General features: G+C 66.4%; 26 protein-coding genes. 9 read left to right on the top strand and 17 right to left on the bottom strand.

Annotated features, from left to right (window positions below; translation table 11 throughout):
• Window position 1 precedes the first annotated feature (1 nt).
• The 14 genes from DI041_RS15790 to DI041_RS15725 form a co-directional block, all read right to left on the bottom strand.
• Window positions 2-772 (bottom strand): glycosyltransferase family 2 protein, encoded by a 771-nt coding sequence (locus DI041_RS15790; protein ID WP_136639769.1) that lies wholly within the window; start codon window positions 770-772, stop codon window positions 2-4.
• Window positions 762-2,447, bottom strand: coding sequence for an ApeI family dehydratase (locus DI041_RS15785; RefSeq protein WP_046983478.1), 1,686 nt, complete (start codon window positions 2,445-2,447; stop codon window positions 762-764). The genes DI041_RS15790 and DI041_RS15785 overlap by 11 nt, the downstream gene beginning before the upstream one ends.
• The gene (locus tag DI041_RS15780; RefSeq protein WP_136639770.1) at window positions 2,440-2,991 is read right to left on the bottom strand and encodes a COG4648 family protein; all 552 of its coding nucleotides are present in this window, start codon (window positions 2,989-2,991) and stop codon (window positions 2,440-2,442) included. The genes DI041_RS15785 and DI041_RS15780 overlap by 8 nt, the downstream gene beginning before the upstream one ends.
• Before the next feature lie 22 nt (window positions 2,992-3,013).
• Window positions 3,014-3,271, bottom strand: a complete 258-nt coding sequence (locus DI041_RS15775) for an acyl carrier protein (RefSeq protein ID WP_046983476.1) — start codon at window positions 3,269-3,271, stop codon at window positions 3,014-3,016.
• 18 nt (window positions 3,272-3,289) lie between these two features.
• Entirely contained in the window at window positions 3,290-3,547 is a 258-nt protein-coding gene (locus DI041_RS15770) for a phosphopantetheine-binding protein (RefSeq protein ID WP_046983475.1), read from the bottom strand.
• Window positions 3,534-4,331 (bottom strand): lysophospholipid acyltransferase family protein, encoded by a 798-nt coding sequence (locus DI041_RS15765; protein WP_136639771.1) that lies wholly within the window; start codon window positions 4,329-4,331, stop codon window positions 3,534-3,536. The genes DI041_RS15770 and DI041_RS15765 overlap by 14 nt, the downstream gene beginning before the upstream one ends.
• Window positions 4,324-5,064 (bottom strand): beta-ketoacyl synthase chain length factor, encoded by a 741-nt coding sequence (locus DI041_RS15760; RefSeq protein WP_046983473.1) that lies wholly within the window; start codon window positions 5,062-5,064, stop codon window positions 4,324-4,326. The genes DI041_RS15765 and DI041_RS15760 overlap by 8 nt, the downstream gene beginning before the upstream one ends.
• Before the next feature lie 214 nt (window positions 5,065-5,278).
• Entirely contained in the window at window positions 5,279-6,292 is a 1,014-nt protein-coding gene (cydB, locus tag DI041_RS15755) for a cytochrome d ubiquinol oxidase subunit II (RefSeq protein ID WP_046983472.1), read from the bottom strand.
• 1 nt (window position 6,293) lies between these two features.
• On the bottom strand, window positions 6,294-7,691 hold the full coding sequence (locus tag DI041_RS15750; protein WP_136639772.1) for a cytochrome ubiquinol oxidase subunit I: 1,398 nt from the start codon (window positions 7,689-7,691) through the stop codon (window positions 6,294-6,296).
• A 128-nt stretch (window positions 7,692-7,819) separates the two neighbouring features.
• A complete protein-coding gene (locus DI041_RS15745) occupies window positions 7,820-9,007 on the bottom strand; it encodes an ABC transporter permease (protein ID WP_248298513.1) in 1,188 nt (395 codons plus the stop codon).
• A gap of 13 nt (window positions 9,008-9,020) precedes the next feature.
• A complete protein-coding gene (locus DI041_RS15740) occupies window positions 9,021-10,316 on the bottom strand; it encodes an ABC transporter permease (RefSeq protein WP_248298514.1) in 1,296 nt (431 codons plus the stop codon).
• A gap of 321 nt (window positions 10,317-10,637) precedes the next feature.
• Window positions 10,638-10,853 (bottom strand): hypothetical protein, encoded by a 216-nt coding sequence (locus DI041_RS15735; RefSeq protein ID WP_046983468.1) that lies wholly within the window; start codon window positions 10,851-10,853, stop codon window positions 10,638-10,640.
• Complete coding sequence (locus DI041_RS15730) at window positions 10,850-11,503, bottom strand: RNA polymerase sigma factor (RefSeq protein WP_136639775.1); 654 nt, start codon at window positions 11,501-11,503, stop codon at window positions 10,850-10,852. Before DI041_RS15730 ends, DI041_RS15735 begins: the two co-directional genes overlap by 4 nt.
• Before the next feature lie 36 nt (window positions 11,504-11,539).
• On the bottom strand, window positions 11,540-11,869 hold the full coding sequence (locus DI041_RS15725; protein ID WP_136639776.1) for a hypothetical protein: 330 nt from the start codon (window positions 11,867-11,869) through the stop codon (window positions 11,540-11,542).
• A gap of 167 nt (window positions 11,870-12,036) precedes the next feature.
• On the opposite strand from DI041_RS15725, the gene DI041_RS15720 reads away from it, so the two are divergent.
• The 7 genes from DI041_RS15720 to DI041_RS15690 all read left to right on the top strand — a co-directional run bounded on the left by DI041_RS15720 (window position 12,037) and on the right by DI041_RS15690 (window position 20,429).
• Window positions 12,037-14,406, top strand: coding sequence for a S9 family peptidase (locus DI041_RS15720; RefSeq protein ID WP_046983465.1), 2,370 nt, complete (start codon window positions 12,037-12,039; stop codon window positions 14,404-14,406).
• On the top strand, window positions 14,403-14,822 hold the full coding sequence (locus DI041_RS15715; RefSeq protein WP_136639777.1) for an NUDIX hydrolase: 420 nt from the start codon (window positions 14,403-14,405) through the stop codon (window positions 14,820-14,822). Before DI041_RS15720 ends, DI041_RS15715 begins: the two co-directional genes overlap by 4 nt.
• 30 nt (window positions 14,823-14,852) lie before the next feature.
• Entirely contained in the window at window positions 14,853-15,410 is a 558-nt protein-coding gene (locus DI041_RS15710; protein WP_136639778.1) for a hypothetical protein, read from the top strand.
• A gap of 35 nt (window positions 15,411-15,445) precedes the next feature.
• The gene (locus DI041_RS15705) at window positions 15,446-16,567 is read left to right on the top strand and encodes a hypothetical protein (protein WP_136639779.1); all 1,122 of its coding nucleotides are present in this window, start codon (window positions 15,446-15,448) and stop codon (window positions 16,565-16,567) included.
• Between the two features lie 37 nt (window positions 16,568-16,604).
• Window positions 16,605-18,221 carry a hypothetical protein gene (locus tag DI041_RS15700; protein ID WP_136639780.1) on the top strand — a complete coding sequence of 539 codons (1,617 nt, stop codon included), beginning with the start codon at window positions 16,605-16,607 and terminating at the stop codon, window positions 18,219-18,221.
• A gap of 54 nt (window positions 18,222-18,275) precedes the next feature.
• A complete protein-coding gene (gene hemF / locus DI041_RS15695; RefSeq protein ID WP_136639781.1) occupies window positions 18,276-19,172 on the top strand; it encodes an oxygen-dependent coproporphyrinogen oxidase in 897 nt (298 codons plus the stop codon).
• A gap of 93 nt (window positions 19,173-19,265) precedes the next feature.
• A complete protein-coding gene (locus DI041_RS15690; protein ID WP_136639782.1) occupies window positions 19,266-20,429 on the top strand; it encodes a hypothetical protein in 1,164 nt (387 codons plus the stop codon).
• A 71-nt stretch (window positions 20,430-20,500) separates the two neighbouring features.
• Here DI041_RS15690 and DI041_RS15685 read toward each other — a convergent pair whose 3' ends face one another.
• On the bottom strand, window positions 20,501-20,980 hold the full coding sequence (locus DI041_RS15685; protein WP_046983458.1) for a DUF421 domain-containing protein: 480 nt from the start codon (window positions 20,978-20,980) through the stop codon (window positions 20,501-20,503).
• A gap of 328 nt (window positions 20,981-21,308) precedes the next feature.
• Complete coding sequence (gene polA / locus DI041_RS15680; RefSeq protein WP_136639783.1) at window positions 21,309-24,083, bottom strand: DNA polymerase I; 2,775 nt, start codon at window positions 24,081-24,083, stop codon at window positions 21,309-21,311.
• Between the two features lie 98 nt (window positions 24,084-24,181).
• On the opposite strand from polA, the gene DI041_RS15675 reads away from it, so the two are divergent.
• The gene (locus DI041_RS15675; protein WP_046983456.1) at window positions 24,182-24,466 is read left to right on the top strand and encodes a DUF2782 domain-containing protein; all 285 of its coding nucleotides are present in this window, start codon (window positions 24,182-24,184) and stop codon (window positions 24,464-24,466) included.
• Window positions 24,467-24,603: 137 nt separating this feature from the next.
• Here the strand turns inward: DI041_RS15675 and DI041_RS15670 are convergent, their stop codons facing one another.
• A complete protein-coding gene (locus DI041_RS15670; RefSeq protein WP_005411629.1) occupies window positions 24,604-25,050 on the bottom strand; it encodes a universal stress protein in 447 nt (148 codons plus the stop codon).
• 185 nt (window positions 25,051-25,235) lie between these two features.
• Between DI041_RS15670 and DI041_RS21270 the strand changes: the two genes are divergently transcribed.
• Entirely contained in the window at window positions 25,236-25,400 is a 165-nt protein-coding gene (locus DI041_RS21270; protein WP_169050364.1) for a hypothetical protein, read from the top strand.
• Window positions 25,401-25,613: the final 213 nt, after the last annotated feature.

Raw genomic sequence — 25,613 nt, 5'->3', positions numbered from 1 at the left:
TTCAGCGATGTCCTCGCAGGCGGCGGCGCAGCAGGCGCGGTGCGCGCCAGAGCATGCCGAAGAAAAGGCGGGTGTGCATGCGGGTGATGCGCACGTTGTCGCGCCACATGTCAAAGTGCGACACGCCATCGGAAGGATAGGTCACGCGCGTGGCCAGGTGCTCGACCGGCACCTGCCGCCAGTACAGGCGCACGATCACCTCGGTATCGAAATCCATGCGCCGGCCGATGGTCTCTTCGCCGATCAGGCGCAGAACCGGTGGCAGTGGGTACACGCGGAAGCCGCACATGGTGTCGCGCAGGTGCAGCGACAGCGTATTGATCCAGACCCAGATGTGGGTGGCGTAGCGGCCGTACAGGCGCGCCTTCGGCACGCTGGCGTCGTAGGCCGGGATACCGCAGATCACCGCATCCGGATGCGCACGCGCCGCCTCGATGAAGCGCGGCATGTCTCCGGTGTCGTGCTGGCCATCGGCATCGATCTGCAGCACGTGGCTGTAGCCACGCGCGTGGGCCTCGGCGAAACCGGCCAGCATCGCCCCGCCCTTGCCCTGGTTGATGTCCAGGCGCAGCAGGTCGACCCCCTGACGCTGCGCCAGCGAGCGCAGCACTGCCGCACATGCGTCATGTGAGCCGTCGTCCACCAGCAGGCACGGAAGGCCGGATGCCAGCACGCCGTCGACCACCGCCGCGATCGCATGTTCGTGGTCGTAGACAGGAATAACCACCAATGGCGCGAACGCGGCTTTGGCAATGGAGGGATCAATCCGCATCGGCAAACACCACTTTTCCGCTCGAGTGCATCCCGTGGCTGGAGGTATAGCGGAAGGCCAGCACACTGCGCGCGGCATCCCAGTCCAGCTGCAGGGTCAGCACGTCACCCGGGCGGGCCACGTGCTGGAACTTCACCGCGTCCATGCGCAGGAAACCCGCCGGCATCGCGAACGCCTGGCGGCCGAAACGCACCGCCCAGTCCAACTGGGCCACACCGGGCAGGATAGCTGCCTGCGGGAAGTGGCCCTGGAACGGCCGCAGCGCCGGGTCGAGGGTCATGCGCAATGTCGCGCTGGATGTATCGCGGTGATCCCACTGCGGTACCGGCATCAGCGGCTGGAACAGTGCCGCCAGCGCTGCCTGGGTGACCTTGCCCTGCGCATTGAACGGCAGCGACGGGACCAGTCGCCAGCGACGTGGACGGCTCACTGCGTCGTGGCCGTTGGCCAGCCGCGCGCCCAGGCGCTGACCGAAAGCACGACGCGCCGCATCACCGCCGTCCAGCAGCGCGGGATCTGCCGGCACCACCACCGCTGCAAGCTGTTCGCGTTGGCCCGGCAGCACCAGCACGCGTGCATCCTCCACTTCGGTGTCTTCGCGCAGCGCACGTTCCAGCGCATCCAGCGAGACGCGCCGCTCTTCGATCTTGACGATGCGATCGGTTCGGCCCAGCAGGCGGAAGCGTCCGTCGGCCAGCGCTTCGACGCGGTCCTGGGTGCGCCACCAATCGGCGTTTTCCAGATGCGGCGATGCCACGGCCAGGCAATCGTCCTCGATCCGCCACTGCACGCCCGGCAGCGGTTGCCACGGCGGCAGATCGGTATCCCAGCGCCGCCAGGCAATGCCGCCGGTCTCGCTGCTGCCATAGACCTCGGTCGGGGCCACACCCAGCCACTGCCGTACCTGCCGGGCCGCCTCTTCCGGCAACGGCCCGCCAGAGGAGAACACCGCACGCAGGCGGCCGCGCAGGCTGGCCCAATCCAACTGTTCGGGCAGGCGTTTGAGGTGGGCCGGAGTCGCCACCAGCACCGTATCGGTACCGGACAGCGCCGCCACCAGATCTTCATGGAAGAACCGGCGTGGATGGATCAGGCGACCGGCCGCCAGCGGCCACAGCACGCGGAACAGCAGGCCGTAGATGTGCTGGTGCGAAACCGTACCATGCACCTCCACCCCCTCCAGCTGCGCGCCGAAGGCAGCCTGCAGCGCGTCGACTTCGCGCGCCAGCTGGTCCAGGCGCTTGCTGATCGCGCTGGGTTGGCCGGTGCTGCCGGAGGTGAACACGCACAGTTCGCAGGCGCGCTCGTCCAGCATCCGCAACGCGCCGTCCGCAGCTGCATCCACCGCCGCCAGCGGGCGGCAGTCGGCGGAGACATCGCCGGCAAAACCACTCACCTGTGACTGCAGGGCCTGCAGCGTGGCCGGCAGGTTGTCGGCAGCCAGGAACACCCGCTTGCCGGCATGCCAGGCACCGTACAGCGCTGCGGCGAAGGCCACGGCATCGTCGAAGTAGAGGGCCCAGTCGCGCCCCTCGGCAGCGGCAAAGGCCGAGCGCCACGCCAACACGCGCCGGCGGAACCCGGCGTGATCGAGCAGCACACCGTCGCAGACGCCGACCGGGCGTTGCGGCCGCGCATCCAGCAGCAGCCGGTCCAGGGCAATCCACTCAGCCATGCGTGTGCACCGCCCTGACCCGTTGCCGCACCAGCCACTCACCCGCAAACAGGATTCCCATCAACACGTACGCCAGCAATCCGTTGTAGAGCATCCAGACCCGGTCCGACGCACACAGCGCGGTAAGCAGGGCCAGGCTGCCGTTGAAGACGAAGAAGCCGCACCACACCTGGGTGACGCGACGGGTATAGGGCACCGCCGACGCCGGCAGGTCCGGCTCCTGCAACCGGGCCAGGCGCTCGACCACGGGAGGACCGAATCGAAGGCTGCCGGCAAACACGACCAGCATTACGGCATTGACCAGCGCCGGGTACAGCTTCAATGGCAGCGCCTGATTGAGTACCGTCGCCAGCACCGCGAGCAGGCCGGCACCCGCTGCCGCGCCCCACCACACCGGTTGGCGCGTGCCGAGTGCCCGCAGCAGGGCCAGTGCGAACAGCAGCAGCGACGACCAGCGCGGCTCGAAACGGCCCATCGCCAGATAGACCAGCAGCGGATAGGCCAACGAGATCGCAGCCACCGCCACCGTGCGTGCGCGTGCCATGGGAACGACGCCCGCGCTGCGGTCAGGCGGCCGCCTGGTCCGGCAGCAGGCCATGCGTCACATCGACGATGTCCTGCACCGTACGCACGGCCTTGAATGCTTCCGGCTGCAGGTTGCGACCCAGCAGCGGCTTGAGCTGGACGATCAGATCGACCGCATCGATGCTGTCGATGTCCAGATCGTCGTACAGGCGGGCCTGGGGCGTGACCCGGGCCGGTTCGATCTCGAAGCTGTCGGTGAGGATGGAAACGATGCGATCGAACAGTTCATTCTTGGTCATGGCAGTTCCTGGCACCGGTTACGACCGATGGGCGGCGACGAACTCGCCAAGCGCGCGCACGCTGGAAAAATGGCGGCGGGTCTCTTCCGAGTCGGATGACAGGCTCACACCGTACTTCTTCTGCAGCGCCAGGCCCAGTTCCAGCGCATCGATCGAATCCAGGCCAAGGCCCTCGACGAACAGCGGCGCAACCGGATCGATATCCTCCGGCGTGATGTCCTCCAATGAAAGCGAGGAAATGATCAATACCTTGATCTCGTGCTCAAGTGCTTGCACGGGTGGGGTCTCCAGACAGGTCGAAGTAACGGGAAAGGTGCTCGGTGACGCGACGTGCCGCCAGGGCATTCCCTCCTGGCGAGTCGTCTTCGACCAGAAATGGCGAGATCGGGATATCTTCGCCGATCTGCAGCCGAACGTGAAAGCAACGTGAGGGGATACGATACCACTTCTGCCCTTTGGCCAGGGCTGGCGGCGTACAGGTGATCCGCACCGGCGTGATGTCCAGACGGCCGCGGACGGCGATGTTGGCGGCGCCGCGCTGCAGCCGCAGTGGCTGCCCGGGCACGCTGCGGGTGCCCTCCGGAAAGATGACCAGGCTGCCACCCGCACGGACCGCCTTCACGCAGTCATCGACCAGGCCGGGCCCATCGTCGTTGGCAATGTAGCCGGCGGCCCGCACCGCACCGCGCATGAACGGGTTGCTGGCCACCGCGCGCTTGACCACGCACTCCGCGTTGGGCATCAGTGACACAAGGCAGACCACATCGATGAGCGTTGGATGGTTGGCCAGCACCAACAGACCGTCGCGCTGCAGGCGTTCGCGCCCTTCGATCTCGCAGGTCATCACACCCAGGCTGCGCATCAGCCGCAGCTGGCCGGCAAAGGCGAGCTGGACCAGACGGCGGGCACGGCGGCGGCGCGCGAGTGGGTCGCGCATCAACAGCAGCAGCGGCATTACCACCGTTCCCAGCACCAGCCCGCCCAGGCCAAAAGCAAGAAAGCACAGCGCCGTGCCGAACACACGCCACGCATGATCGAGGCGGCGCAGCCTCTCAGCCACGGCGGCCCCAGGACCAGCGTTGTCCCTGCGTTACATGCTCAAGCGCCGGCATTCCCGACAACAGGAAGCGGTGCAGGTCCAGTGCGTGCGGCAGATGGCCCGGCACGCCCTCGGCGGCACTCGCCGGCTCCCAGCGCAATGACAGGGTCGGGCAGCCTTCGCGAGGCTGGGTGAGACGCCAGCACCATGCGAAGAACACGTCGGGTTCGTCGGCGAACGGCGCGTATATGCCCGGCAGGGGCGATTCGTACACCACCACACGCACCTCACGGGCGCCGTCGGCCAGCAGCCCGACCGCTTCCAGGCAGGCGGCTTCTGCCGTGGCCTGGCCCGCGGCCAACGCCAGGTAGTTGCCTCGGTGACCGCGGGCAATCGAGTACAGCGCTGCAATGGCGTTGTGCACAGACAGCCCGAAGGTCGTGGGCGACATGGGTTCTCCGCTTGCCAGCGATGCCAGCAGATCCATCGAGCGCGCCACGTCGCCATGGCGGCTGGCGAAAACCAGCGGCACCTGGCTGTCGGCACCCTGCGCGTCCTCGCACCAGCATGCGGCCTGGATCGCCATCCGGCCCAGCCGTTCGATACGCCGACGCTGCATCGCCGGGACTTCGGTGAGCGCTGGCGCGCCCTCGCCCACGGGCAGGAACGGCACATCGGCCCAGCGCAGCCATTGGCTGCGCTCGGTCAGGCCAGGCGCCCAGGCGGCCCAGTCGACGACGGAGAATTCAATCATCTAGCGGTGGTGTTTCACTGGGGGAACGATAGGCACGGGCCACTCAAGGCGACGCGCGGCTCCCCCTTCCTGCAGCCGTGCGTCCGTCCAGGACGTTGCCGGCTACCCCCTTGGCTGCCGGAAAGGAGCGCACGCTATCACGTCCAACGCAGGGAATGCAGTCTTCACAAACAACAACGCGGGAACTGCCAGCCGCAGTTCCCGCGCAGGATTCTCAGTGGTAGCCCGCGTCAGCGTGCACTTTGCCGCGGAATACCCGGTAGGACCACGCTGTATAGCCGAGGATGACTGGCAGCAATATGACCAGCCCAACCAGCGTGAAGCCCAGCGAAGACGCCGGCGCGGCGGCCTGCCACAGCGTCATCGACGGCGGCAGCAGGTACGGCCACATGCCCAGCACCAGGCCCAGGAAGCCGAGCACGAACAGGGCCAGGCTGAGCAGGAACGGCGGCAGGTCGCGGCGCGGGTGAGTGGCACTGCGCCACAGCGCGGCAGCCACCGCCAGGGTCAGCAGCGGCACCGGCGACAGCCACCAGAAGTTGCCATCGCTGAACCAGCGTTCCATCAGGCGCGAATCGAGGAACGGCAACCAGCTGCTGACCAGGCCCATCGCCGCGATCACCGCCACCACCAGTGGCCGGGTCATCTGCCGCGCCAGCGCCTGCACGCGCCCTTCGGTCTTCAGGATCAGCCACGTGCTGCCGAGCAGCGCGTAACCAGCCACCAGTGCAGCACCGGTCAGCATCGCGAAGGGGCTGAACCAGGCAAACGCGCCGCCCTGGTAGACACCATCCACCAGCGGAATGCCCTGCACCAGGGTGCCCAGGATCACGCCTTGGGCGAAGGTCGCCAGCAGCGAACCGAGGCCGAACGCCACACTCCACAGTCGGCGCGAACGATGCGCCTTGAAACGGAATTCGAACGCCACGCCGCGGAACACCAGCGCCACCACCAGCAGCAGCACCGGCAGGTACAGCGCCGACAGCAGCACCGCATACGCCTTGGGGAAGGCCGCCAGCAGGCCGGCACCGCCCAGCACCAGCCAGGTCTCGTTGCCGTCCCAGATCGGCGCGGCAGTGTTCATCATCAGGTCCAGCTGTTCCTCGTCCTCGGCGAACGGGGCGAGGATGCCGATGCCGAGCACGAAGCCGTCCAGCACCACGTACATCAGCACGCCGAAGCCGATCACCGCGAACCATGCCACCGGCAGCCAGGTCATCAGGTCCATGTCAGTGCTCCTCCAACGGTTCGTCGGCGGCCGACAACGGACGTGCCGGGGTATGGCTGCCATGGTCCAGCGACGGCCCCTCGGCATACGGCTGCGGCCCATGGCGCAGGATCTTCACCAGGTACCAGATGCCCCAGCCAAATACGAATGCGTAGCCGACCACGTAGACACCCAGCGACAGCGCGGTCATCCACGCGCTCTGTGGGCCGACCGCATCAGCGGTGCGCAGAACGCCATAGACCACCCACGGCTGGCGCCCCATTTCGGTGACGAACCAGCCCGACAGCAGCGCGATGAAGCCGCTCGGCAGCATCCAGTTCCAGCCGCGCAGCAGCCACGGCGAGTCCAGCAGCTTCTTCCGCCAGAGCTGGAAGGCCGAGACCCAGGCCAGCAACAGCATCAACGTACCCATCCCGACCATGATGCGGAAGGCGAAGAACACCGGCGTCACCGGCGGGCGCTCGCTGGCCGGCACCGAGGTGAGCGGATCGAAGGTGCCGTCCAGGCTGTGGGTGAGGATCACGCTGCCCAGCTTCGGAATGGCCACTTCGAAGTCGTTGCGCTCTTCCTTCTCGTTCGGCAGCGCGAACACCACCAGCGGCACGCCCTCGCCTTCCTTGGTTTCATGCCAGTGCGCCTCCATCGCCGCGATCTTCATCGGCTGATGCTTGAGCGTGTTCAGGCCATGCATGTCGCCGACGAAAATCTGCACCGGTACGGTCAGCGCCGCGAACGCCACCGCCGCGATCAGCATGCGCCGACCCGCTTCCACGTGCGTGCCCTTGCGCAGGTACCACGCGCCCACACCACCGATCACGAAACAGGTGGTGATGAACGAACCCAGCGCCATGTGCGCCAGCCGGTACGGGAAGGACGGATTGAACACCACCTGCCACCAATCGACGGGATGCACGATGCCGTTGACCATCTCGTAACCGGCTGGCGTATGCAGCCAGCTGTTGGACGAGAGGATCCAGAAGGTAGAGAACAGCGTGCCCAGCGCCACCATGCAGGTGGACAGGAAATGCAGGCGCGGCGAGACCCGGCCCCAGCCGAACATCATCACGCCGAGGAAGCTGGCTTCCAGGAAGAAGGCGGTCAGCACTTCATAGGTCAGCAGCGGGCCGATGACCGTGCCGGCGACCTCGCTCAGCCTCGGCCAGTTGGTGCCGAACTGGAAGGCCATGACGATGCCGCTGACCACGCCCATGCCGAACGACACCGCGAAGATCTTCTGCCAGAAGAAATACAGTTCGCGCCAGACCGGCAGCTTCGTGCGCAGCCAGCGCCATTCGATGAAGGCCAGCCAGCTGGCCGTACCGATGGTGAAGGCGGGGAACAGCACGTGGAAACTGATGACGAATCCGAACTGGATCCGGGACAACAACAACGCGTCCAAGGGACGCCTCCTGCCAGCTGCCGGTGGGATACCGCACCACTTTAGGTGGATATTGTTAAAACGGGATGCGACCGGGTGACGCGCTGCTTCACTTTGTCGCAGGGAAGCTGGATGACAGGATGAATGGGCTACAGGGGCTTGAGCAAGGTCAAGGGCGGCTCCTTGGCGATTCGCAGGGCACGGGGTACCAGTGCAGTCAAGCAGGCCGCCATCACCAGCACGACAGCGCTCGATATCGAGAACCACAGTGAACCTGTGATGCCATCCTGTGGCGGCCCTATCCACCGCAACAACAACGCGCCGAGCAGGGCGCCCAGTGTGGTGAACAGTGAAACTTCGAACATGATTTCGGCAAAGATCACGGAGCCGCGAGCACCCAGTGTCCGTCGAACCCCAATGGAGTGCCGGCGCCGATCAAGCCAGGCGCCTACGACACCGGAAACTCCGGCCATCAGCACACCGAGAACAACGGCCGTCATGACCGCGAGCACGGTCGTAGCGAAGCGATCAGCTTTGACGTAGGCGTCGCGATATCCCGCCAGCGTCTCGACACCGGTCGGATTCACGATCCGATAAGGCCGCTGCAGCGCATCGACACTGCGATCAAGCGATGAACGATCAACCTCCGACTTCCACTTCGCCAGATAATAGCGACTGGCGCCCATGGGAAGGCCCGGAAGCAGCGCCCACTGCGAGTCCCGCTCATTGCCTCCTGGTGCCGGTCCTGCAACAGACGCAAATACGCCCACGATGACCCGGCTGCTGCCGGGGCCGAAATACAGGTGGCGACCAACAGCACTCTCCGTTCCGAACAGACGGGCAGCCAGCGCTTCACTGATCAGCACTACCGGAGCACCTTCAGCCATGTCGTCCTCTGTGGCATCCCGTCCCAGGACGATTCCCGCTCCCAGCATCGCCAGCAAGCCAGAGCTGGCAGTTGCCACGGGAATGCGATCACATCCAGCAACGTCTGTCGTACCCGCGTTCATCGAGTACGCCATGGCCGACTCGCTGGTGCACACGCCGTATCGATGGGCTCTTCCCCCGAACGGAACGGAGTCGCTCACAACCGTGTCCTGAACACCGGGCAGCCGGATCGCGGACAGGTCTGCACGCAGCACTGCAGCATCCGCGCCTTCTTCGACATCCGAGACCCTGACCACACCAATCGATACTGCCTCCTGGATGCTCCCGGTGTTCAATCTGGCGAAGCTGTCCAGCGCCGATTGCAGTGCGAACGCACATGCCAGGCTTGCAAGCGCAGCCTGCACTGCAAGCAATGCGGCGCTTCCCAGATGTCGTCGGGTCTCCCTCATTGATTCGAACATTTCAGGCAGCCCCCTTCGCGAAGGCACTCGACAGTGAGCTGACCCTGCAGATTTCAAACGATGGGACCAATGAGCAGAGCAACGTCGTGACGACTCCCAGGGCAGCCGCCATCAGCATTGCCCCAGCATGCATCGCTGTTATCGCGCTGGGCAGAACGTCTCCCGCAGCAACCACCCGGATTCCCAGCGCATAGGTGACGACAGCGAGTGCACTGCTTGCGACTCCCGCCGCGATGGATTCCCACATGAGCTGGACGAACACGTCTCGGCGTCGCGCTCCCAGCGCACGTCGTATCGCAAGCTCCCGCCTACGGCGCCCCAGACTGAAGCTCAGCAGTGCCGCCGCGTTGACGACGCACACACCGAGAAGGATCAGTGACAGCCGAAGCTGCATCCTGGCCCGCTCCGGAACCAATCCCAGCCTGTCCAGCCAATCCATCAACGGCCAGAGTGCCACCTGCTGCGTGCCTGGTTCGATCCGAAGGCCCTTTGCCTGCGCATAGGCGTTCAGACTCGCGCGGTAGGCGGCGACATCATCTGCGGTAGGCAGCCACGCCCACAGTTGAAGCCATGAAACGTTGCCCCCTGCAAGATCCGTGTCCTGGTCACCCCCCCAGATCGCCGTCCCGTCCACAACAGTCAACTTGTCCGCGATTGCGGTTTCAACTGGCAGGTAGATCTCGTCAGACTCCACAAACGGCCGCCGCGTGAGATCTCCCTGAAACATCGGCACCGGATGCCAATCCTCTGCGACACCCACAACGGTATAGGTGCGTCTGCTCAGTTCCAACGGATGACCAATGCAATCCTGTGCACATTCACGCTGGGCGAGCGCACGCGACAGGACCACCATTCGACTCGCAGCATGTCCCTCCTCGGTAGTCCATGCCCGCCCTTGAACAACGGCAATGCCAAGGACACTGAAGACTTCGGACGTGGCGAACCTGGCGCGCAGTCTTGCGCTGGACTCTCCCGGCCGGGAGAGCGTCACCGCCCCCCCTGCCATTGCTGCCTGTTTCCACGTCCGGCCTTGGTTCAGAAGCACCTTCGCGTCTGGCCAGGTCAGTGACTGACCAGGATCCGGAGAGCCACTGCGCAGTGCATCTGGACGCGCGTCAAGGTACGGGCGGAACAATGCCGAGCTCCGGCCTGGTGCGGGATCGGACGATGCCTGGAGAACAATGGAAAGCATCACGGTGGTGATCCCTATCCCTGCACCCAGCATGAGAGCGATTGCCAGATGAGTGCCGATTCGCTGCTTGAATCGGACAAGCGAAAGCTGGATGTAATAGAGCATCATCCAACTGCATCCGGCATTGGCTTACTCGCGCACCTGTCCATGTGATTCTCACTCCATCCCCTTGGAAGCTGATGGTTGAGAATCTCTGATTGTGAAACGCCGCCTCAAGTGGAGATATGGAATTTGCAACTTTCCTCAGGAAACACACGCAGCTCGTATGTCCTGGATAGAACCACGGCCACTGACGACGAGACCGTCGTGACGGAATCTGACGGGGAAGGCCAACTGTCGATTTGCAGATGACACCCGATGCCCGGCCATCTGATCGGGTGTTGGAGGAAGAAGCGTCCAGAAGCAGGTGCAGGCGTCAGCGTTTCTCTAGACCCAGAAATACCAGACAGCCGCCGCCACCAACGCCCCCAGCAACACCACCTGCACCACCACATAACCCACACCACTGTCGCGCGACTCGGCGGCAATCCGCTTCTGCAACGCCTCGCTCACATCCGGCGCCTTTTCCTGCCGCGCCTGCTCACGCAACGCCTGTGCCAGTGCGCGTTCTTCCGCGTCACGAGGGTCGGTCGATTGGGTCACAGCAGTTCTCCGGCGGCGGCATGCCGCGTCAGTTCCTGCTTCAGGACCTGGCGCGCGCGGTGCAGGTGGCTCTTGATGGTACCGCGTGCCAGTCCGGTCACCTGCTCGATCTCGGCCAGGTCGAAGTCCTCCAGGTAGTGCAGGCCGACAATCAATCGTTGCGGTGCACTCAGCCGCTCCAGCGCCACGCCAAGATGACGACCGGCCTGCAGCGCCTCGCTCAATTCACCCGGCCCCGGCCCTTCATCGCCGACGCCCAGTTGCTCCGGCACCTCCACCGCCACCATCCATTGCGCCTCCAGCCGCCGCCGGCGCAGGTGCTGCAGCGCGGTGGTGTAGGCCACCCGGGAAACCCAGGTGCGCAGCGAGGATTCAAAACGAAAGCGGTGCAGCTGGCGGAACACGGCCAGGAAGGTCTCCTGCAGCAGGTCGGCCACCTGATCGCGGTCGCCCACCATGCGCCCGATCACATGCGCGCAGGTGCGCTGGTGGGTCTCGACCAGTTGCGAAAACGCCGCCTGCGAGCCGTCGATGATGGCCCGCACCAGGGCCTGGTCCGCATCCAGCGGTGCGGCGGGTGTCGCCGTCGCCGCTGCATCGTGGCGACGACGGCCCCGCAGTGCCGACAGCGCTTCACCCAGCAGGCTCATGCGCGGGGCGCCCCCTGTGCCCTTGGCATGCCTGCCTCAGCCCTTGCGCGCGGCGGGACGGGTGAAGTGCCAGGCCAGCAGCTGACCGAGGCCGGCACTGCCCACCATTGCGGCAGCGGCGCCGAAGGTCAGGTCACGGGCACCGATGACTTCCAGCAGGGCCATGGCCAGCGCCAGGCAGACCAGGCTGATGCCCCAGCGCAGCGCGCCCTGGCGGCGGCGCTCTTCCTCCAGCATGGCCAGCGAGCGGATCACTTCCTCGGGCACATGGGGAGCGACCAGCTTGCTGCGAGCGCGGGCATCGGCAATGGCGTGGATCGCATAGGCGATGCAGATGAAGAGGGTGATCGGGATCAGTTCCTGCATGGTCGGGCTCCTGTTCGGTGGATGATGCGGGTTCAGAAGGATGGATGCGCAACCCTGGCAACCGGTTGCACCACTTTGCCAATCCCGCTGCCATGACCTGTGGCCCCCTCCCCCGGCCCGGGCGGCTGCTACCCTTGCCCGGTTTCCTCTACTGGTGCCGTCCGCCCATGTCCCGAGTGCTGCCCCTGTCCCTCCTGCTGTCGGCCGTGCTGGCCGCACCGGCTGCGCATGCCGCGCCGACGCCGATCACCATCGAACAGGCCATGGCCGACCCGGACTGGATCGGTCCGCCGGTCGAGAAGGCCTGGTGGTCGTGGAACAGCCAGCAGGTGGAATACCAGCTCAAGCGCAACGGCAGCCCGGTGCGCGACACCTTCCGCCAGCCGGTGGCCGGTGGCGTGGCCGCGCAGGTGGCCGATGACCAGCGCGGCACCCTCGACGTGGCCGAGCCGGTCTACGACCGCAGCCGCAGCCGCAGCGCCTTCGTGCGCAATGGCGACGTGTTCGTGCGCGACCTGCGCAGCGGCGCGCTGACCCAGCTGACCCGCAGCAACGAGCGCGCGGGCAACGTGAACTTCGCCGCCGACAATGGCGTGATCTGGCGGGTGGGCCAGAACTGGTTCCACTGGACCGCCGCCAGCGGCGTGCAGCAGGTGGCCAGCCTGAAGGCCGAGAAGGATCCGCGTACGGCGCCGAAGGCCGATGTGCTGCGCGACCAGCAGCTGCGCACGCTGGAAACCCTGCGCCGCGACCGTGACCAGCGCGAAGCGCTGAAGGACCAGGACCAGCGCTGGCGCCAGGCCGACCCGACCCGCGCGCCGGGTCCGGTGTACCTGGGTGCCGACGTGGAGATCGGTGACAGCGTGCTGTCGCCGGACCTGACCCACCTGATCGTGGTGACCAAGCCGAAGGACTTCGACGACGGCCGTGGCGGCAAGATGCCGCTGTACGTGACCGAATCAGGCTACGAGGAAACCGAGGACACCCGCACCCGCGTCGGTCGCAACGGCTTCGAACCGCACACCCTGTGGTATGTGGACGTGCGCACCGGCAAGGCCGAGAAGGTCTCGCTGTCCAGCCTGCCCGGCATCGCCACCGACCCGCTGGCCGAGCTGCGCCGCAAGGCCGGCAAGGATGCGCTGAAGGGCGACCGCAGCGTGCAGGTGATGAGCGACTTCATGGGCGGTGGCATCCGCTGGAGCCCCGATGGCCAACAGGCCGCGGTGATGCTGCGCGCCAACGACAACAAGGACCGCTGGATCGTCAGCATCAACGCCGCCGATGGCCGCGTGCAGAACCGTCATCGCCTGACCGACAACGGCTGGATCAACTGGGGATTCAACGATTTCGGCTGGATGGCCGATGGCCGCACGCTTTGGCTGCTGTCGGAGGAATCGGGCTTCTCGCACCTGTACACCCAGGCCGGCACGGCCAAGCCGCAGGCGCTGACCAGCGGCAAGTGGGAAACCTCGGCGCCGGTGCCGTCGGCCGATGGCAAGGGCTTCTATTTCCTGTGCAACCAGCAGGCACCGCATGACTACGAAGTCTGCGCGGTCGACACCGGCAGCCGCCAGGTGCGCGAGCTGACCAGCCTCAACGGCGTGGAAGACTTCTCGCTGTCGCCGGACGGCCAGCAGCTGCTGGTGCGCTACTCCGGCGCCTACCTGCCGCCGCAGCTGGCCGTGCTGCCGAGCACCGGTGGCCAAGCCCGCGTGCTGACCGACACCCGCACTGCCGACTACAAGGCACGCCAGTGGATCCAGCCGAAGCTGGTGGCGGTGCCGTCCAAGCACGGTGCCGGCGTGGTCTGGGCCAAGTACTACGAGCCCGAGAACAAGGAACCCGGCAGGAAGTATCCGATCGTCATGTTCGTGCACGGCGCCGGCTACCTGCAGAACGTGCACCAGCGCTACCCGGCCTACTTCCGCGAGCAGATGTTCCACAACCTGCTGGTGCAGAAGGGCTACATCGTGCTGGACATGGATTACCGCGGCAGCGAGGGCTACGGCCGCGACTGGCGTACGGCGATCTACCGCAACATGGGCCACCCGGAACTGGAAGATTACAAGGACGGCCTGGACTGGCTGGTCGACACCCAGCAGGGTGACCGTGACCATGCCGGCATCTACGGTGGTTCCTACGGCGGTTTCATGACCTTCATGGCCCTGTTCCGCTCGCCGGGCACGTTCAAGGCCGGCGCCGCGCTGCGCCCGGTGGTCGACTGGCACCAGTACAACCACGGCTATACCAGCAACATCCTCAACACCCCGGACATCGATCCGGAGGCGTACCGCGTGTCGTCGCCGATCGAGTACGCGCAGAACCTGCAGGACAACCTGCTGATCGCCCACGGCATGATGGATGACAACGTATTCTTCCAGGACTCGGTGAACCTCACCCAGCGCCTGATCGAACTGCACAAGGACAACTGGTCGATCGCACCGTACCCGCTGGAGCGCCACGGCTACGTGCGCGCCGATTCCTGGCTGGACCAGTACAAGCGCATCCTCAAGCTGTTCGAGCAGAACCTGAAGTGAGCAACGCCGCGGCCACGATCCATATCGTGGCTGCGGTCATCCTGGATGATCGCGGCCGGGCGCTGGTGGTGCGCAAGCACGGCGCCAGCCGCTTCATCCAGCCGGGCGGCAAGCCCGAATCCGGCGAAGCGCCGCTGCAGGCGCTGGCCCGCGAACTGGACGAGGAACTCGGTGTGCAGGTATGCGCCGAGACCGCCGTCGCGCTGGGCCACTTCGAGGACTGGGCGGTGAACGAACCCGGCCACCGCGTGCAGGCACAGGCGTGGTGGGTGCAGGTGGACGGCACGCCACGGGCACGCGCCGAGATCGCCGAACTGGCCTGGGTACCGTTGCAGCCGCCGCATGGCCTGCCCTTGGCACCGTTGAGCGAACACCATATCCTGCCGGCCGTCGCCACCCGGGTGACGGCCCGCTGATTGCGCGGGCACCGATTGCAAGGACACCGGATGTCAGTGCCACTCCCGCCGCCCTCATTGCAGCCTTCGCCCTACCACGCGTGGATTCGGCCACTGATCCAGGCGTCCTTCTGGCTGTCCGTGCTGCTGACCGGCTATTTCGTGCTGCAGGGGCTGCTGGTGTTGCCGCTGCACGACGTTCCACTCTGGCAGCTGCTGGCGGGTGAAGCACAGCATCGGCAGATGCACAGCCTGAACTGGCTGCTGGCGCACCCGGTGGGTGCCTCGATGACCGCCGCACTGCTCTGCCTGGTCTCGGCCGTGGCCAGCTGGGGGCTGCTGCGCGAGCGCCGCTGGGGCCTGTGGAGCTTCGTGGTGATGCTGCTGTTGAGCGCACTGGCCAATTTCGCGTTCACCTGGTGGTTGGACGTGTTCATGCGTGACATGATCGTGCTGCTCGCCGACGAACCGGACATGCAGCAATCGCTGCAGCCGCGTCGCTGGATGATGACCTTCACCCTGCTCGGCACTTCGGTGCTGTTCCTGGGTCTGCAGGGCTGGCTGGCCTGGCGCCTGCTGCAGCCGGACATCCGCTCGCGCTTCCACTGAGCCACACTCCTTTCCCGCACGACAAGGACCGTCGCATGCGCCTGTTGAACCTTCTCCCCGCGCTGCTGTACCTGGCCGCGCTGCCTGCCAGCGCCGATGCCCTGCGCTGCGGCGAGTACCGCAGCGTCGATGACGGCATGGCACTGGTGTTCACCACCCCCAGCAGCGGTTACCGCGACAACGGCATCGGTGAGCCGGAGCCGCTGTGGGTCGATCGCAGTGCGGCGCAGACGCGCCTGGTCATGCTCGACGATGGCGTGGCCGAGCCGATCCGGATCAGCGCCGATGGGCAGCGCATCGAAGACAACGTGGTGGTGACCTACACCCTGCGCCGGTCCCGCGCCTGCGCCACCGAGCCCACCGCGGTGGCTGGCAGCTGCCGCGCGGCCGGCAGCTACTGCATGGTGCAGCTGCCAACGGCCTCCACCGGCCAGGCCCGGCGCGCCTGCGACGAGGGCGTAGGCTCCGGCTGTTCAACGCTGCTGCGGTTGATGCGTGATGGCAGCGCAACAGATGCAGCCGGTGACGCCGGCCCGGCAGTCTTCGAGCGCCCGCCGCCGTGCCGCGAACACACGGCCGGGCACGATCCGCAGGCCTGTGAAGTCATGACCGACGATGCACTGGCCGCCGCCATGCGGCGGGTGGACCAGCGCCTGCAACAGGAAGACGAGGGCACACTGGGTTCGCCTCTTCCCGTCGCTGCACGCGATCGCCTGCAGCAGTTGTGCCTGCAACACCGTGGTGGCCGCTTCTGCGTCGAAGTGGCCGCGCAACAGTTGGACGCGCTGCAACCTGCGCTGGCGGTGCAGGCCCTGCAGGTGGTCTGCGATGCTGGACGCGTCAGTGCCTGCGAACGTACCGCACCGCTGCGTGAACTCGGCACTGACCTGCGCCTGGTAGCGCTCCAATATGTGCCGTGTGGTCGCTACAAGGCCGACGGTGGCGTGATCGACATGCTCGACTTCGGCGATGGCACGCAGGCCCGCCTGCACGAAGGCGCCGTCCAGCTGCAACAGAACGGCGAAACGTTCGTACTGCGCCAGCTCGGCAACGGCGACCTGCTCGGCATGGACAACCAGACGGCCTACCAGCGTTACCAGCCCGTGCCCGGCACGGCACAATGCACGCCCCCGCGCGAGGGCCGTGGTTCGCCGTAGCGCCGGGAGTTTCCCGTTAGATCGTCAAGGAGACGACATGCATTCACCCGCACCGCGCCGCCGCTGGCTGGCCTGGGCGTTGCTGCTGGCGGCGCCGATGGCCGCCGCGCAGTCACCGCAATGCGGCTTGTTCAAGGCCGACGAAGGCAGCAGCACGCTGCGCATCAGCTCACCCAACCGTGGCGAGCAGAAGCACTTCGGCAGTGCGCCGTCTCCGGTCGTGTTCCAGCAGATCGACGGAAAGCTGCAACTGGTGAACCTGGAGTACGGCCTGCCCAGCACGCTGCAGGTGCGCGATCGTGGCCGCACGGTCGAGGTGGATGGCACGGTCTACACCCTGCAGGCCCCCGCACAGTGCGCCGCAGCAGCGATGCCGACTGAAGGCAGCTGCCTGGCTGATGCGGAGGCGTGCCTGGACAACCGTCGCGAAGCGACCCCGACCGCGCTGGAAGCAGGGTGCCGGGAAGGTGTGCCCGGCATGTGCCTGCAACTGGCTGATCGTTGGCAGGAGGAGGCCAAACCCACGGTCGAGGCCGATCCCGACCTGGCAAAGGCAGCGCTCGACGCCGCCCTGTCCGGTATCAAGCTCCCCACTGCCTGTGACAACGGTGGCTTCGAACAGGGGACCCCAGCGTGTGCCGCCGCACTCGAGGCCGACCCTGCAGTGCAGGAGCAGCTGGTCAAGGCCGCGATGACGGCCGCCATGACCGAAGCCATGGTGACGATGACGGCGCCGACCGTGCCGGTGATCATTCCGGCTGAGCGGCGGCAACAGTTGTTGCGGCTATGCCGCGAGGTACCGCATGGCGGCTTCTGCACCCGCGTAGCTGAGCTGTCCTGGGAGGCAGGAGATCCCCTGCAGGCAGTGCAGGCCCTGGCTGCGGCCTGCACCCCCGGCAATGACACCGCCACCTGCGAGCGCCTGCCGGCATTGCAGGCGGTGGGTGCATCGTTGCAGCCGCAACCGGCAACGGCCCTGCCCTGCGGCAACTACCGGGCCGACGGCGGCCTGATGGACACGCTCGATTTCGGTGATGCCGGCCTGGTCGGTGTCGGCTGGGGCAGCCATCTTCGTGCGCGTGTCGAAGAGGGTGACATCCGCATCCACCACGACCGGGGCGGCGACTTCGTGCTGCGCCCGCTGCCGGGCGGCCAGCTGCTGGGCCTGGATACCTGGACCCGCTTCCAGGTGTTCACCCCCACCGGTGAAGGCCCGACCAGGTGCAGTGCGCCGAAGCAGTTCAAGGTGCTGCCACTGCCACAGGATTGCCCGCTGGCGCTGGCCAACGAGGACGGGGCCGAAGCCTGCTGCACGCAGGGCAAGCTGCAGGGCTGCAACATTCTTGGCAACCGTCTTGCGCTGTCCGGGAACTGGCTGCAGGCCGCCGGGCACTACACCACGGTCTGCCGGGCTGGCGTCCGCGAAGGGTGCGAGAACCTGGTCACCGCGCAAGGCAACGGTGCGGAGGTGGATGCACGGGCAACCCTGGAGCAAATGTGCAAGGCCGACCGCAGCGGCCTGCACGTGGCCTGCGACGTGCTCGGCACCCAGAACTGGGAGCTGATCACGCTGGGCGGTGCCTTGCAGAAGGCGGTTGAAGAGGCGGCTGTGGACAACGCTCCGACGCCGCGCAACTCCAACCACAAGCGCTGAGCCCGCCAGGGCCTGTCCGCAGCTTCGGGCGGGCCCTGCGGTAAAGTACGCGCCATGAACGAATTCGAGCGCGTGCGCGCCTACCTCACCGACCTGCAGGACCGCATCTGTGCGGCGATCGAGGCCGCCGATGGCCAGGCCCGCTTCCAGGAAGACCTGTGGCAGCGTGCCGAGGGCGGTGGTGGGCGCACCCGCGTGCTGCGCGACGGTGCGGTGTTCGAACAGGCCGGCATCGGTTTCTCCGACGTGGCTGGCAGCCGCCTGCCGCCGTCGGCCTCGGCCAACCGTCCGGAACTGGCAGGTGCCTCCTGGCGCGCCACCGGCGTGTCGCTGGTGTTCCACCCGCTCAATCCTTACGTGCCGACCACCCATGCCAACGTGCGCTTCTTCCAGGCGCAGCGCGACGGCGAGGTGGTGGCCAGCTGGTTCGGCGGCGGTTTCGACCTGACCCCGTTCTATCCGTTCGACGAGGACGTGCAGCACTGGCACCGGGTCGCGCGCGATCTGTGTGCGCCATTCGGTGACGAGCGCTATGCCGCGCACAAGCGCTGGTGCGACGAGTACTTCTTCCTGCGCCACCGCAATGAAACGCGCGGCGTCGGCGGCCTGTTCTTCGACGACCTGCACGGCGATTTCGAGCGCGATTTCGACTACCTGCGCGCGGTCGGCGATGGCTTCCTTGATGCCTACCTGCCGATCGTGCAGCAGCGCAAGGACACCGCCTACGGCGAGCGCGAACGCGAGTTCCAGCTGTACCGTCGCGGCCGCTACGTGGAGTTCAACCTGGTCTACGACCGTGGCACCCTGTTCGGGCTGCAGAGCGGTGGCCGCAGCGAAAGCATCCTCATGAGCCTGCCGCCGCGGGTGCGCTGGGAGTACGGCTTTGCCCCCGAAGCGGGCAGCGCCGAGGCACGCCTGGCCGATTACCTGGTGCCGCGCGACTGGCTCTGATCTTCCGGCGCCACGCCTGAGGCGTGGTGCTTTCCCCTGCCTGGTCCGTCCTGTATCGGCGGATCGTGTTTTTTCTTCTTCAAGGATGACGTCATGCCTGCTGCTGTTCCCCTTCGTCCCCGCGCTGCGGGCTGGCGCTCCCTGCTGTTGCTCGCGCTGGCCTCGGCCAGCCTGCCGGCGGCCGCGCAATCGATGGCCTGCGGCACCTACAAGGACAGCGGCGGCAATATCACGCTGACCATCGAGAGCGAAGGCCACGCCTTCCTGTCCGGCCCCTACCAGGCCACCGAGGAACTGCGCATCGCCCGCCAGGAAGACGTGCTCGGCACCGGCAACCTGTCCACGGGACGCCTGGAAAACTGGTTCTTTTCGGACAGCGACCGCACGATCAACACGCCCTATCGTGAGTTCACCCGTGAGCACGCCGCCGCCTGCAGGACGATGCCCGAGCCCATCGAAGATGGTTGCGTGATGAACACCTCCGAGTGCCTGGAGGCGCTGCCGGAGGCCGCACCGGTGAAGCTGCACGCCTGGTGTGCCGAAGGCGTAGGCGCCGCCTGCACGCAGCTGCTGGAGACTTACCAGGAACAGGCCAATGCAGCGGCGCCGAAGGTGGCGGACCCGCCGATGCCTGAGATATGCAAGGAGGAATCACCGTCCTTCGATGCCGAAGGTTGCATGGCGACGGCCAGGAAGGTCGCCTCGCAGATGATGGGAGAGACACTGCTGGGCCTGCGGCATTCGGTCGATGCACCCTTGCCGCCGGCGCAGCTGGATGAGCTGGCTGGCCTTTGCCGCGAGCAGCACGGCGAGACGTTCTGTGAGGAGGCGGCCGAGTCCCTGTGGAGCAGTGGGCGCCTGCAGCAGGCGCGCGATGCATTGCAACTGGCCTGTGCACAGCGCACCGATGCCCCGTCCTGCGCACCGGCCAAGGGCCTCGCTGCGCTTGCCGGTGCGACCGCATCGGCACTCACGCCGATTGCCGCCATCACCCTGCCCTGCGGCAGCTTTGTCGCCGAACGCAGCGTACTGTCGCAGCTGCGTTTCCTCGACGGCGGCGTCGTGAAAGTCGGTGGTGACGACGTGCGCCTGCGCGCGAGCCTGCGCGACGGCCGGATCGTCCTGCACCGCGATGTCGGCAGCGACTTCGTGCTGCAGCTGCTGCAGAACGGCAACCTGGTGGGCATCGACAGCGGCAATCGCTTCGCGTACTACCAGCGCGAGGCGGCTGCAGGCAACGTCCGCTGCGCCCCCTGACCAGAGGTAGAGCCGGGCCGATGCTCGGCTGATGAGCAAGCGGAGCCGAGCACAGGCTCGGTTCTACAGGGTCAGGTGCTCTTCCTGGGGATGATGGTGATGTGCCCGTTGATCTCCAGCAGGGCCAGCTCCACATCCTCCACGCCCAGGCAGCCCTGCTGGCGCATGGCGGCCTCGAAATCGGCACGGGTGACCTGCTCACGGCGCAGAACGGCTTCGAACAGATGCCCATCGCGTGCGATCACCACCGGTTCTCCTTCAACCAGGCGCTCGATCCGCCGGCTGCGGGTACTCACCCAGCCCACGCCGTAGTTGAGCAGGATCAGGGTCGCCGCCAGCAGCAGGCCGCCGCCCAGCGAGGTATCGGTACCCAGCAGCGCGTTCTGCACCGCGTTGCCCAGCAGCACCACCAGCAGTACGTCGAACGGGGTGATCTGCCCCAGCGGGCGCTTGCCGCTGAGCCGGACCATGCCCAGCACCACGACATAGACCACCACCGCGCGCAGGATGAACTCCCACCACGGCATGGCCAGTGCGAACAGGTCGGGCATTGTCTTCCCCTGCGGAGCGGTGGCCCAGCGTGGCGCAGGCCACGGCATCTGGCAACGGCACAAATAAAAAGCCCCGCTGACCAGGGGGAGGTCAACGGGGCCGGGGAACGGGCACTTGGGGAGGAGTCCCCGTTCCGAGATCTGCTCCAGGGGATGGGAGAGATCCACAACAGGCGTTGCGCCTGTCGAGAGTTATAGAAGCACTCCGAACACTAACGGTTCGTGAAGGGGCCCAATTTAATGAACCTCCATCAGGGCAACATTCATGATCGAGTCAGAAACCTCTGACGAATGAACGAATTCACGTCGTTTTCGGCCTGAAACACCTTCAGTGCGCTTCGTCCCAGTTGTTGCCGATGCCGGTATCGACCACCAGCGGCACCCGCAGTTTGGCCGCTTGCGACATGCGCTCGACCACCTGCAAACGCAACTCTTCAACGAAACTGCTTTCGGTTTCGAACACCAGTTCATCGTGCACCTGCAGGATCATCCTTGCCGGCGCGCCGCTGTCACGCAGCCACTGGTCCACGTCCACCATCGCGCGCTTGATGATGTCTGCGGCGGTGCCCTGCATCGGTGCGTTGATCGCGGCACGCTCGGCACCGGCGCGCAGGCCCTGGTTACGTGCATGAATGTCGTTCAGGTACAGGCGGCGGCCAAACAGGGTCTCCACATAGCCCTGGTCCCGGGCCTGCTGGCGCATCCGCTCCATGAAGTCTCGCACGCCCGGGTAGCGGCTGAAGTACAGCGCCACGTAATCCTGCGCCTGGCCACGGTCGATGCCCAGGTTGCGGGCCAGGCCGAAGGCGCTCATGCCGTACATCAGGCCGAAGTTGATCGCCTTGGCAGCGCGGCGCTCGTTCGGGGTCACTTCCTCCAGCGTACGCCCGAACACCTCGGCAGCGGTGGCACGGTGCACGTCGGCGCCCTGCTCGAAGGCACGCACCAGGCCCGGGTCCTCGGACAGGTGAGCCATGATCCGCAGCTCGATCTGCGAGTAGTCGGCCGCCAGCAGCTGGAAGCCCTCCGGAGCGATGAATGCGCGTCGGATGCGGCGGCCATCCTCGGTGCGGATCGGGATGTTCTGCAGGTTCGGGTCCGATGAGGACAGGCGGCCGGTAGCGGCACCGGACTGGTGGTAGCTGGTATGCACGCGGCCGGTATCCGGGTTGACCATCTCCGGCAGCTTGTCGGTGTAGGTGCTGCGCAGCTTGGCCAGCCCGCGATACTCCAGGATCACCCGCGGCAGCTCGTGCTGGTCGGCAATCGCCTCCAGTGCCTCTTCGTTGGTGCTGGGCTGGCCCTTCGGGGTCTTCACCACCGCCGGCAGCTTCAGCTCATCGAACAGCACCGCCTGCAACTGCTTGGGCGAATCCAGGTTGAAGCTGCGCCCGGCCAGTTCGGTGGCCTTCTGCTGCGCGGCCAGCATGCGCGAGGACAGGTCCTGGCTCTGCCGGCGCAGCTCGACGGTATCGATCCGCACGCCATTGGCTTCGATGCTCGTCAGCACCGGCACCAGCGGCATCTCGATGTCGCGGTACACGCTGTCCAGCGCCGGCTCGGCCAGCAACTGCGGTTGCAGCGCGCGGTGCAGGCGCAGGGTGATGTCGGCGTCCTCGGCCGCATAGCGGCTGGCTTCGTCGATGCCCACCTGCGAGAACGGAATCTGCTTGGCGCCCTTGCCGGCCACGTCCTCGAACTTGATGGTGTTGTAGCCCAGATAACGCAGGGCCAGCGAATCCATGTCGTGGCGGGTGGCGGTGGAATTGAGCACGAAGCTCTCGAGCATGGTGTCGTCGTGGTAGCCCTGCACGTGCACGCCGTGGCGGCGCAGCACATGCAGGTCGTACTTGCCGTGCTGGCCCAGCTTCTTCTTCGCCGGGTCCTGCAGCACCGGGCGCAGCGCATCCAGCACCTGCTGCATCGGCAGCTGGGCCGGCGCACCCGGGTAATCGTGGCCGACCGGAATGTAGGCGGCCTTGCCCGGCTCGACCGCCAGGCTGATACCCACCAGGCGCGCACGCATCGCGTCCAGCGCATCGGTTTCGGTATCGAAACTGATCAGGTCCGCCTGCTGCAGGCGCTCGACCCAGGCCTGCAGCTGCTCGGCGGTCAGCACGGTCTCGTATTCACCCGGCGCGGCCAGGGCCGGATCCAGCGTGCCGGCGGCCGGTGCCTCGGCGCTGCCACGGGCGAACCCGGCGGCGGTGCCACGCAGGCTCGGCGTTGCTTCGCTGGCGGCCGTCGGCGCCGGCAGCGGCGCACCCAGCTCCTTCAGCGCCTGGGTGAAGCCATAGCGCGCATACAGCTCGGTCAGCTCCGGCACGTCCTGCTCGCGCAGGGCAAGCGTGGTCGGGCGGGCGTCCAGCTCGACGTCGGTGCGGATGGTCACCAGTTCGCGGTTCAGCGGCAGGCGCTCCAGCGCCGCGCGCAGATTCTCGCCGATCTTGCCCTTCATGGTCGGCGCGGCCGCCATCACCCCATCCAGGTGCTGGTACTCGGCCAGCCACTTGGCGGCGGTCTTCGGCCCGCACTTCTCCACGCCCGGCACGTTGTCGACGGTGTCGCCCATCAACGCCAGCAGGTCGACGATCTGGTCGGCGCGCACGCCGAACTTCTCCATCACCGCGGCATCGGAATCCATGCGGCTGCCGGTCATGGTGTTGACCAGTTCGATGCCTGGCCGCACCAGCTGGGCGAAGTCCTTGTCGCCGGTGGAAATGGTCACCTTCAGGTCCTGCGCCACGCCCTGCAGGGCCAGCGTGCCGATCACATCGTCGGCTTCCACGCCGGGGATGCGCAGGATGCTGATGCCCAGCGCTTCAACGATGCGGCACATCGGTTCAACCTGGCTGCGCAGCTCGTCGGGCATCGGCGGGCGGTTGGCCTTGTACTGCTCGTACAGGTCATCGCGGAAGGTCTTGCCGGGCGCATCGACCACGAACGCCACGTAGGCCGGGCGCTCCTTCAGCGTCGAGCGCAGCATGTTGACCACGCCGAACAGCGCGCCGGTGGGTTCGCCCTGTGCATTGGACAGGGGCGGCAGCGCGTGGAACGCGCGGTACAGGTAACTGGACCCGTCGATCAGGACTAATCTGCTCATGGGTCGATTCTACGCGCCCGTGCCTGCACTGCGACGACACGGCACAGCCCCGGCGATGGGGCATAATCAAGGCTCTTTCCAGGCAAAGGCCCCCGCCGATGAAGACCCTGATGCTGGCTTCCGTGCTCCTGCTTGCTGGCTGCGCCAGCATGGGTGGTGCCGGCGCTCCCCCGGTGGACGTCAAGGGCGCGGACATTTCCAAGCGCACCATGGACAACGGCGACACCATCGAGGAATACCGCGTGTCCGGCCAGCTGCGCATGGTCAAGGTGACCCCGTCGCGCGGCGCACCGTTCTACATGTACGACAAGAACGGCGATGGCCGTTTCGACAACGACAAGGACGGCGTGTCGCCGGTGTACTGGAAGCTGTACAGCTGGTGATGTGGCCGGGGGGGGGCAGAGCCCTTTCCTACGGAAAGAGATCCGACCCCAACAAGGCAATCGCCACGGCCCACAAAAGATGACGCCGGCGCGCATCCTGCGGCCGGCGTCGGGTCCCCTCCCCGGGAACGCTTGTATCAGCGGATGACCAGCACCGGCAGCGTGCTGCGTGCCAGCACTTCGGCGGTCTGGCTGCCCAGCAGCACACGGGTCACGCCACGGCGGCCATGCGAGGTCATCACGATCAGGTCGCTGTTGCGCTCACCCGCCGTCTCGATGATGCCGTCAGCCGCGTAGCGGTCCAATACGTGCACCGGGTTGGCGGTGATGCCCTGCTCGGCCGCCTTGGCCAGCGCCGGCTGCAGCACCTTCTGTGCGCCTTCCTCGCGGTCGGCCTTGTACTCGGGGCTGTTCATGTAGCCCACGCTCCAGCCCATGGCGTCGTACATACCGACGGCCCATGGCTCGGAAACGGTCACGATATCGACCTCGGCATTGAGGTCCTTGGCCAGCTCCAGGCCCTTGGCCAGGCCCTTGTCGGCCAGCTCGGATCCGTCGGTGGCAATCAGGATGCGCTTGTACATGGTGGGGCTCCGTAGCGATCTGCCAGATGGGAACAACACCATTGCACACCGGATGTGCAGGCCGCGCCTTGAGCAGGATCAATCCGGCGCCGCGCAGCGGCGTGTGCGCACCGCCGGCTTGCGTACCCGGACACTGCAGCGCAAGCTGGGTGGGCGACGCACCGCCGCGCCCAAGGACGACCGACATGCAGGACAACAAGCCGCCCGTCTGGAGTTCACAGAAATCCATCCTGGTCGCCGTGATCGTCGCTTGGGCGGTACTTTTCGGCGGCTACCAGGTCGGCAAGGATATGGCCTTGCGTGACAATGCCCGCCAAGCAGCGGGCAAACAACACGCCCCTCTTCTGTAGAGCCGAGCATGGGCTATGCCGGTCGTCCTGACCGTTACCCCACGGGCCGTCGCAGGAGACGTTGGCAGCGGCTCCTGCCGCTACCTTCGGCTCTTATCTCTTGCGACTCTGGCACCTTAGGTGCCGAGAGCCCGGCGCGGGCGACCGTTCGGCTCTAGGTCTTCTCGATCGCTCTGTAGCAAGGATCTCCGCGCCGGTTTCTCCCTGATCCGC

The organism is Stenotrophomonas maltophilia, assembly GCF_004920835.1.
In the GTDB taxonomy this organism is placed as follows: domain Bacteria; phylum Pseudomonadota; class Gammaproteobacteria; order Xanthomonadales; family Xanthomonadaceae; genus Stenotrophomonas; species Stenotrophomonas maltophilia_AQ.
The sequence above is the reverse complement of the archived record's forward strand: the minus strand, read 5'-3'. Positions and strand labels throughout refer to the sequence as shown.

Coding starts and splice junctions, on each gene's coding strand:
- DI041_RS15790 (WP_136639769.1), bottom strand. CDS start 772: ATGCGGATTGATCCCTCCATTGCCAAAGCCGCGTTCGCGCCATTGGTG.
- DI041_RS15785 (WP_046983478.1), bottom strand. CDS start 2,447: ATGGCTGAGTGGATTGCCCTGGACCGGCTGCTGCTGGATGCGCGGCCG.
- DI041_RS15780 (WP_136639770.1), bottom strand. CDS start 2,991: ATGGCACGCGCACGCACGGTGGCGGTGGCTGCGATCTCGTTGGCCTAT.
- DI041_RS15775 (WP_046983476.1), bottom strand. CDS start 3,271: ATGACCAAGAATGAACTGTTCGATCGCATCGTTTCCATCCTCACCGAC.
- DI041_RS15760 (WP_046983473.1), bottom strand. CDS start 5,064: ATGATTGAATTCTCCGTCGTCGACTGGGCCGCCTGGGCGCCTGGCCTG.
- cydB (WP_046983472.1), bottom strand. CDS start 6,292: ATGGACCTGATGACCTGGCTGCCGGTGGCATGGTTCGCGGTGATCGGC.
- DI041_RS15745 (WP_248298513.1), bottom strand. CDS start 9,007: ATGAGGGAGACCCGACGACATCTGGGAAGCGCCGCATTGCTTGCAGTG.
- DI041_RS15740 (WP_248298514.1), bottom strand. CDS start 10,316: ATGCTCTATTACATCCAGCTTTCGCTTGTCCGATTCAAGCAGCGAATC.
- DI041_RS15730 (WP_136639775.1), bottom strand. CDS start 11,503: ATGAGCCTGCTGGGTGAAGCGCTGTCGGCACTGCGGGGCCGTCGTCGC.
- DI041_RS15725 (WP_136639776.1), bottom strand. CDS start 11,869: ATGCAGGAACTGATCCCGATCACCCTCTTCATCTGCATCGCCTATGCG.
- DI041_RS15720 (WP_046983465.1), top strand. CDS start 12,037: ATGTCCCGAGTGCTGCCCCTGTCCCTCCTGCTGTCGGCCGTGCTGGCC.
- DI041_RS15710 (WP_136639778.1), top strand. CDS start 14,853: ATGTCAGTGCCACTCCCGCCGCCCTCATTGCAGCCTTCGCCCTACCAC.
- DI041_RS15705 (WP_136639779.1), top strand. CDS start 15,446: ATGCGCCTGTTGAACCTTCTCCCCGCGCTGCTGTACCTGGCCGCGCTG.
- DI041_RS15700 (WP_136639780.1), top strand. CDS start 16,605: ATGCATTCACCCGCACCGCGCCGCCGCTGGCTGGCCTGGGCGTTGCTG.
- hemF (WP_136639781.1), top strand. CDS start 18,276: ATGAACGAATTCGAGCGCGTGCGCGCCTACCTCACCGACCTGCAGGAC.
- DI041_RS15690 (WP_136639782.1), top strand. CDS start 19,266: ATGCCTGCTGCTGTTCCCCTTCGTCCCCGCGCTGCGGGCTGGCGCTCC.
- DI041_RS15685 (WP_046983458.1), bottom strand. CDS start 20,980: ATGCCCGACCTGTTCGCACTGGCCATGCCGTGGTGGGAGTTCATCCTG.
- polA (WP_136639783.1), bottom strand. CDS start 24,083: ATGAGCAGATTAGTCCTGATCGACGGGTCCAGTTACCTGTACCGCGCG.
- DI041_RS15675 (WP_046983456.1), top strand. CDS start 24,182: ATGAAGACCCTGATGCTGGCTTCCGTGCTCCTGCTTGCTGGCTGCGCC.
- DI041_RS15670 (WP_005411629.1), bottom strand. CDS start 25,050: ATGTACAAGCGCATCCTGATTGCCACCGACGGATCCGAGCTGGCCGAC.
- DI041_RS21270 (WP_169050364.1), top strand. CDS start 25,236: ATGCAGGACAACAAGCCGCCCGTCTGGAGTTCACAGAAATCCATCCTG.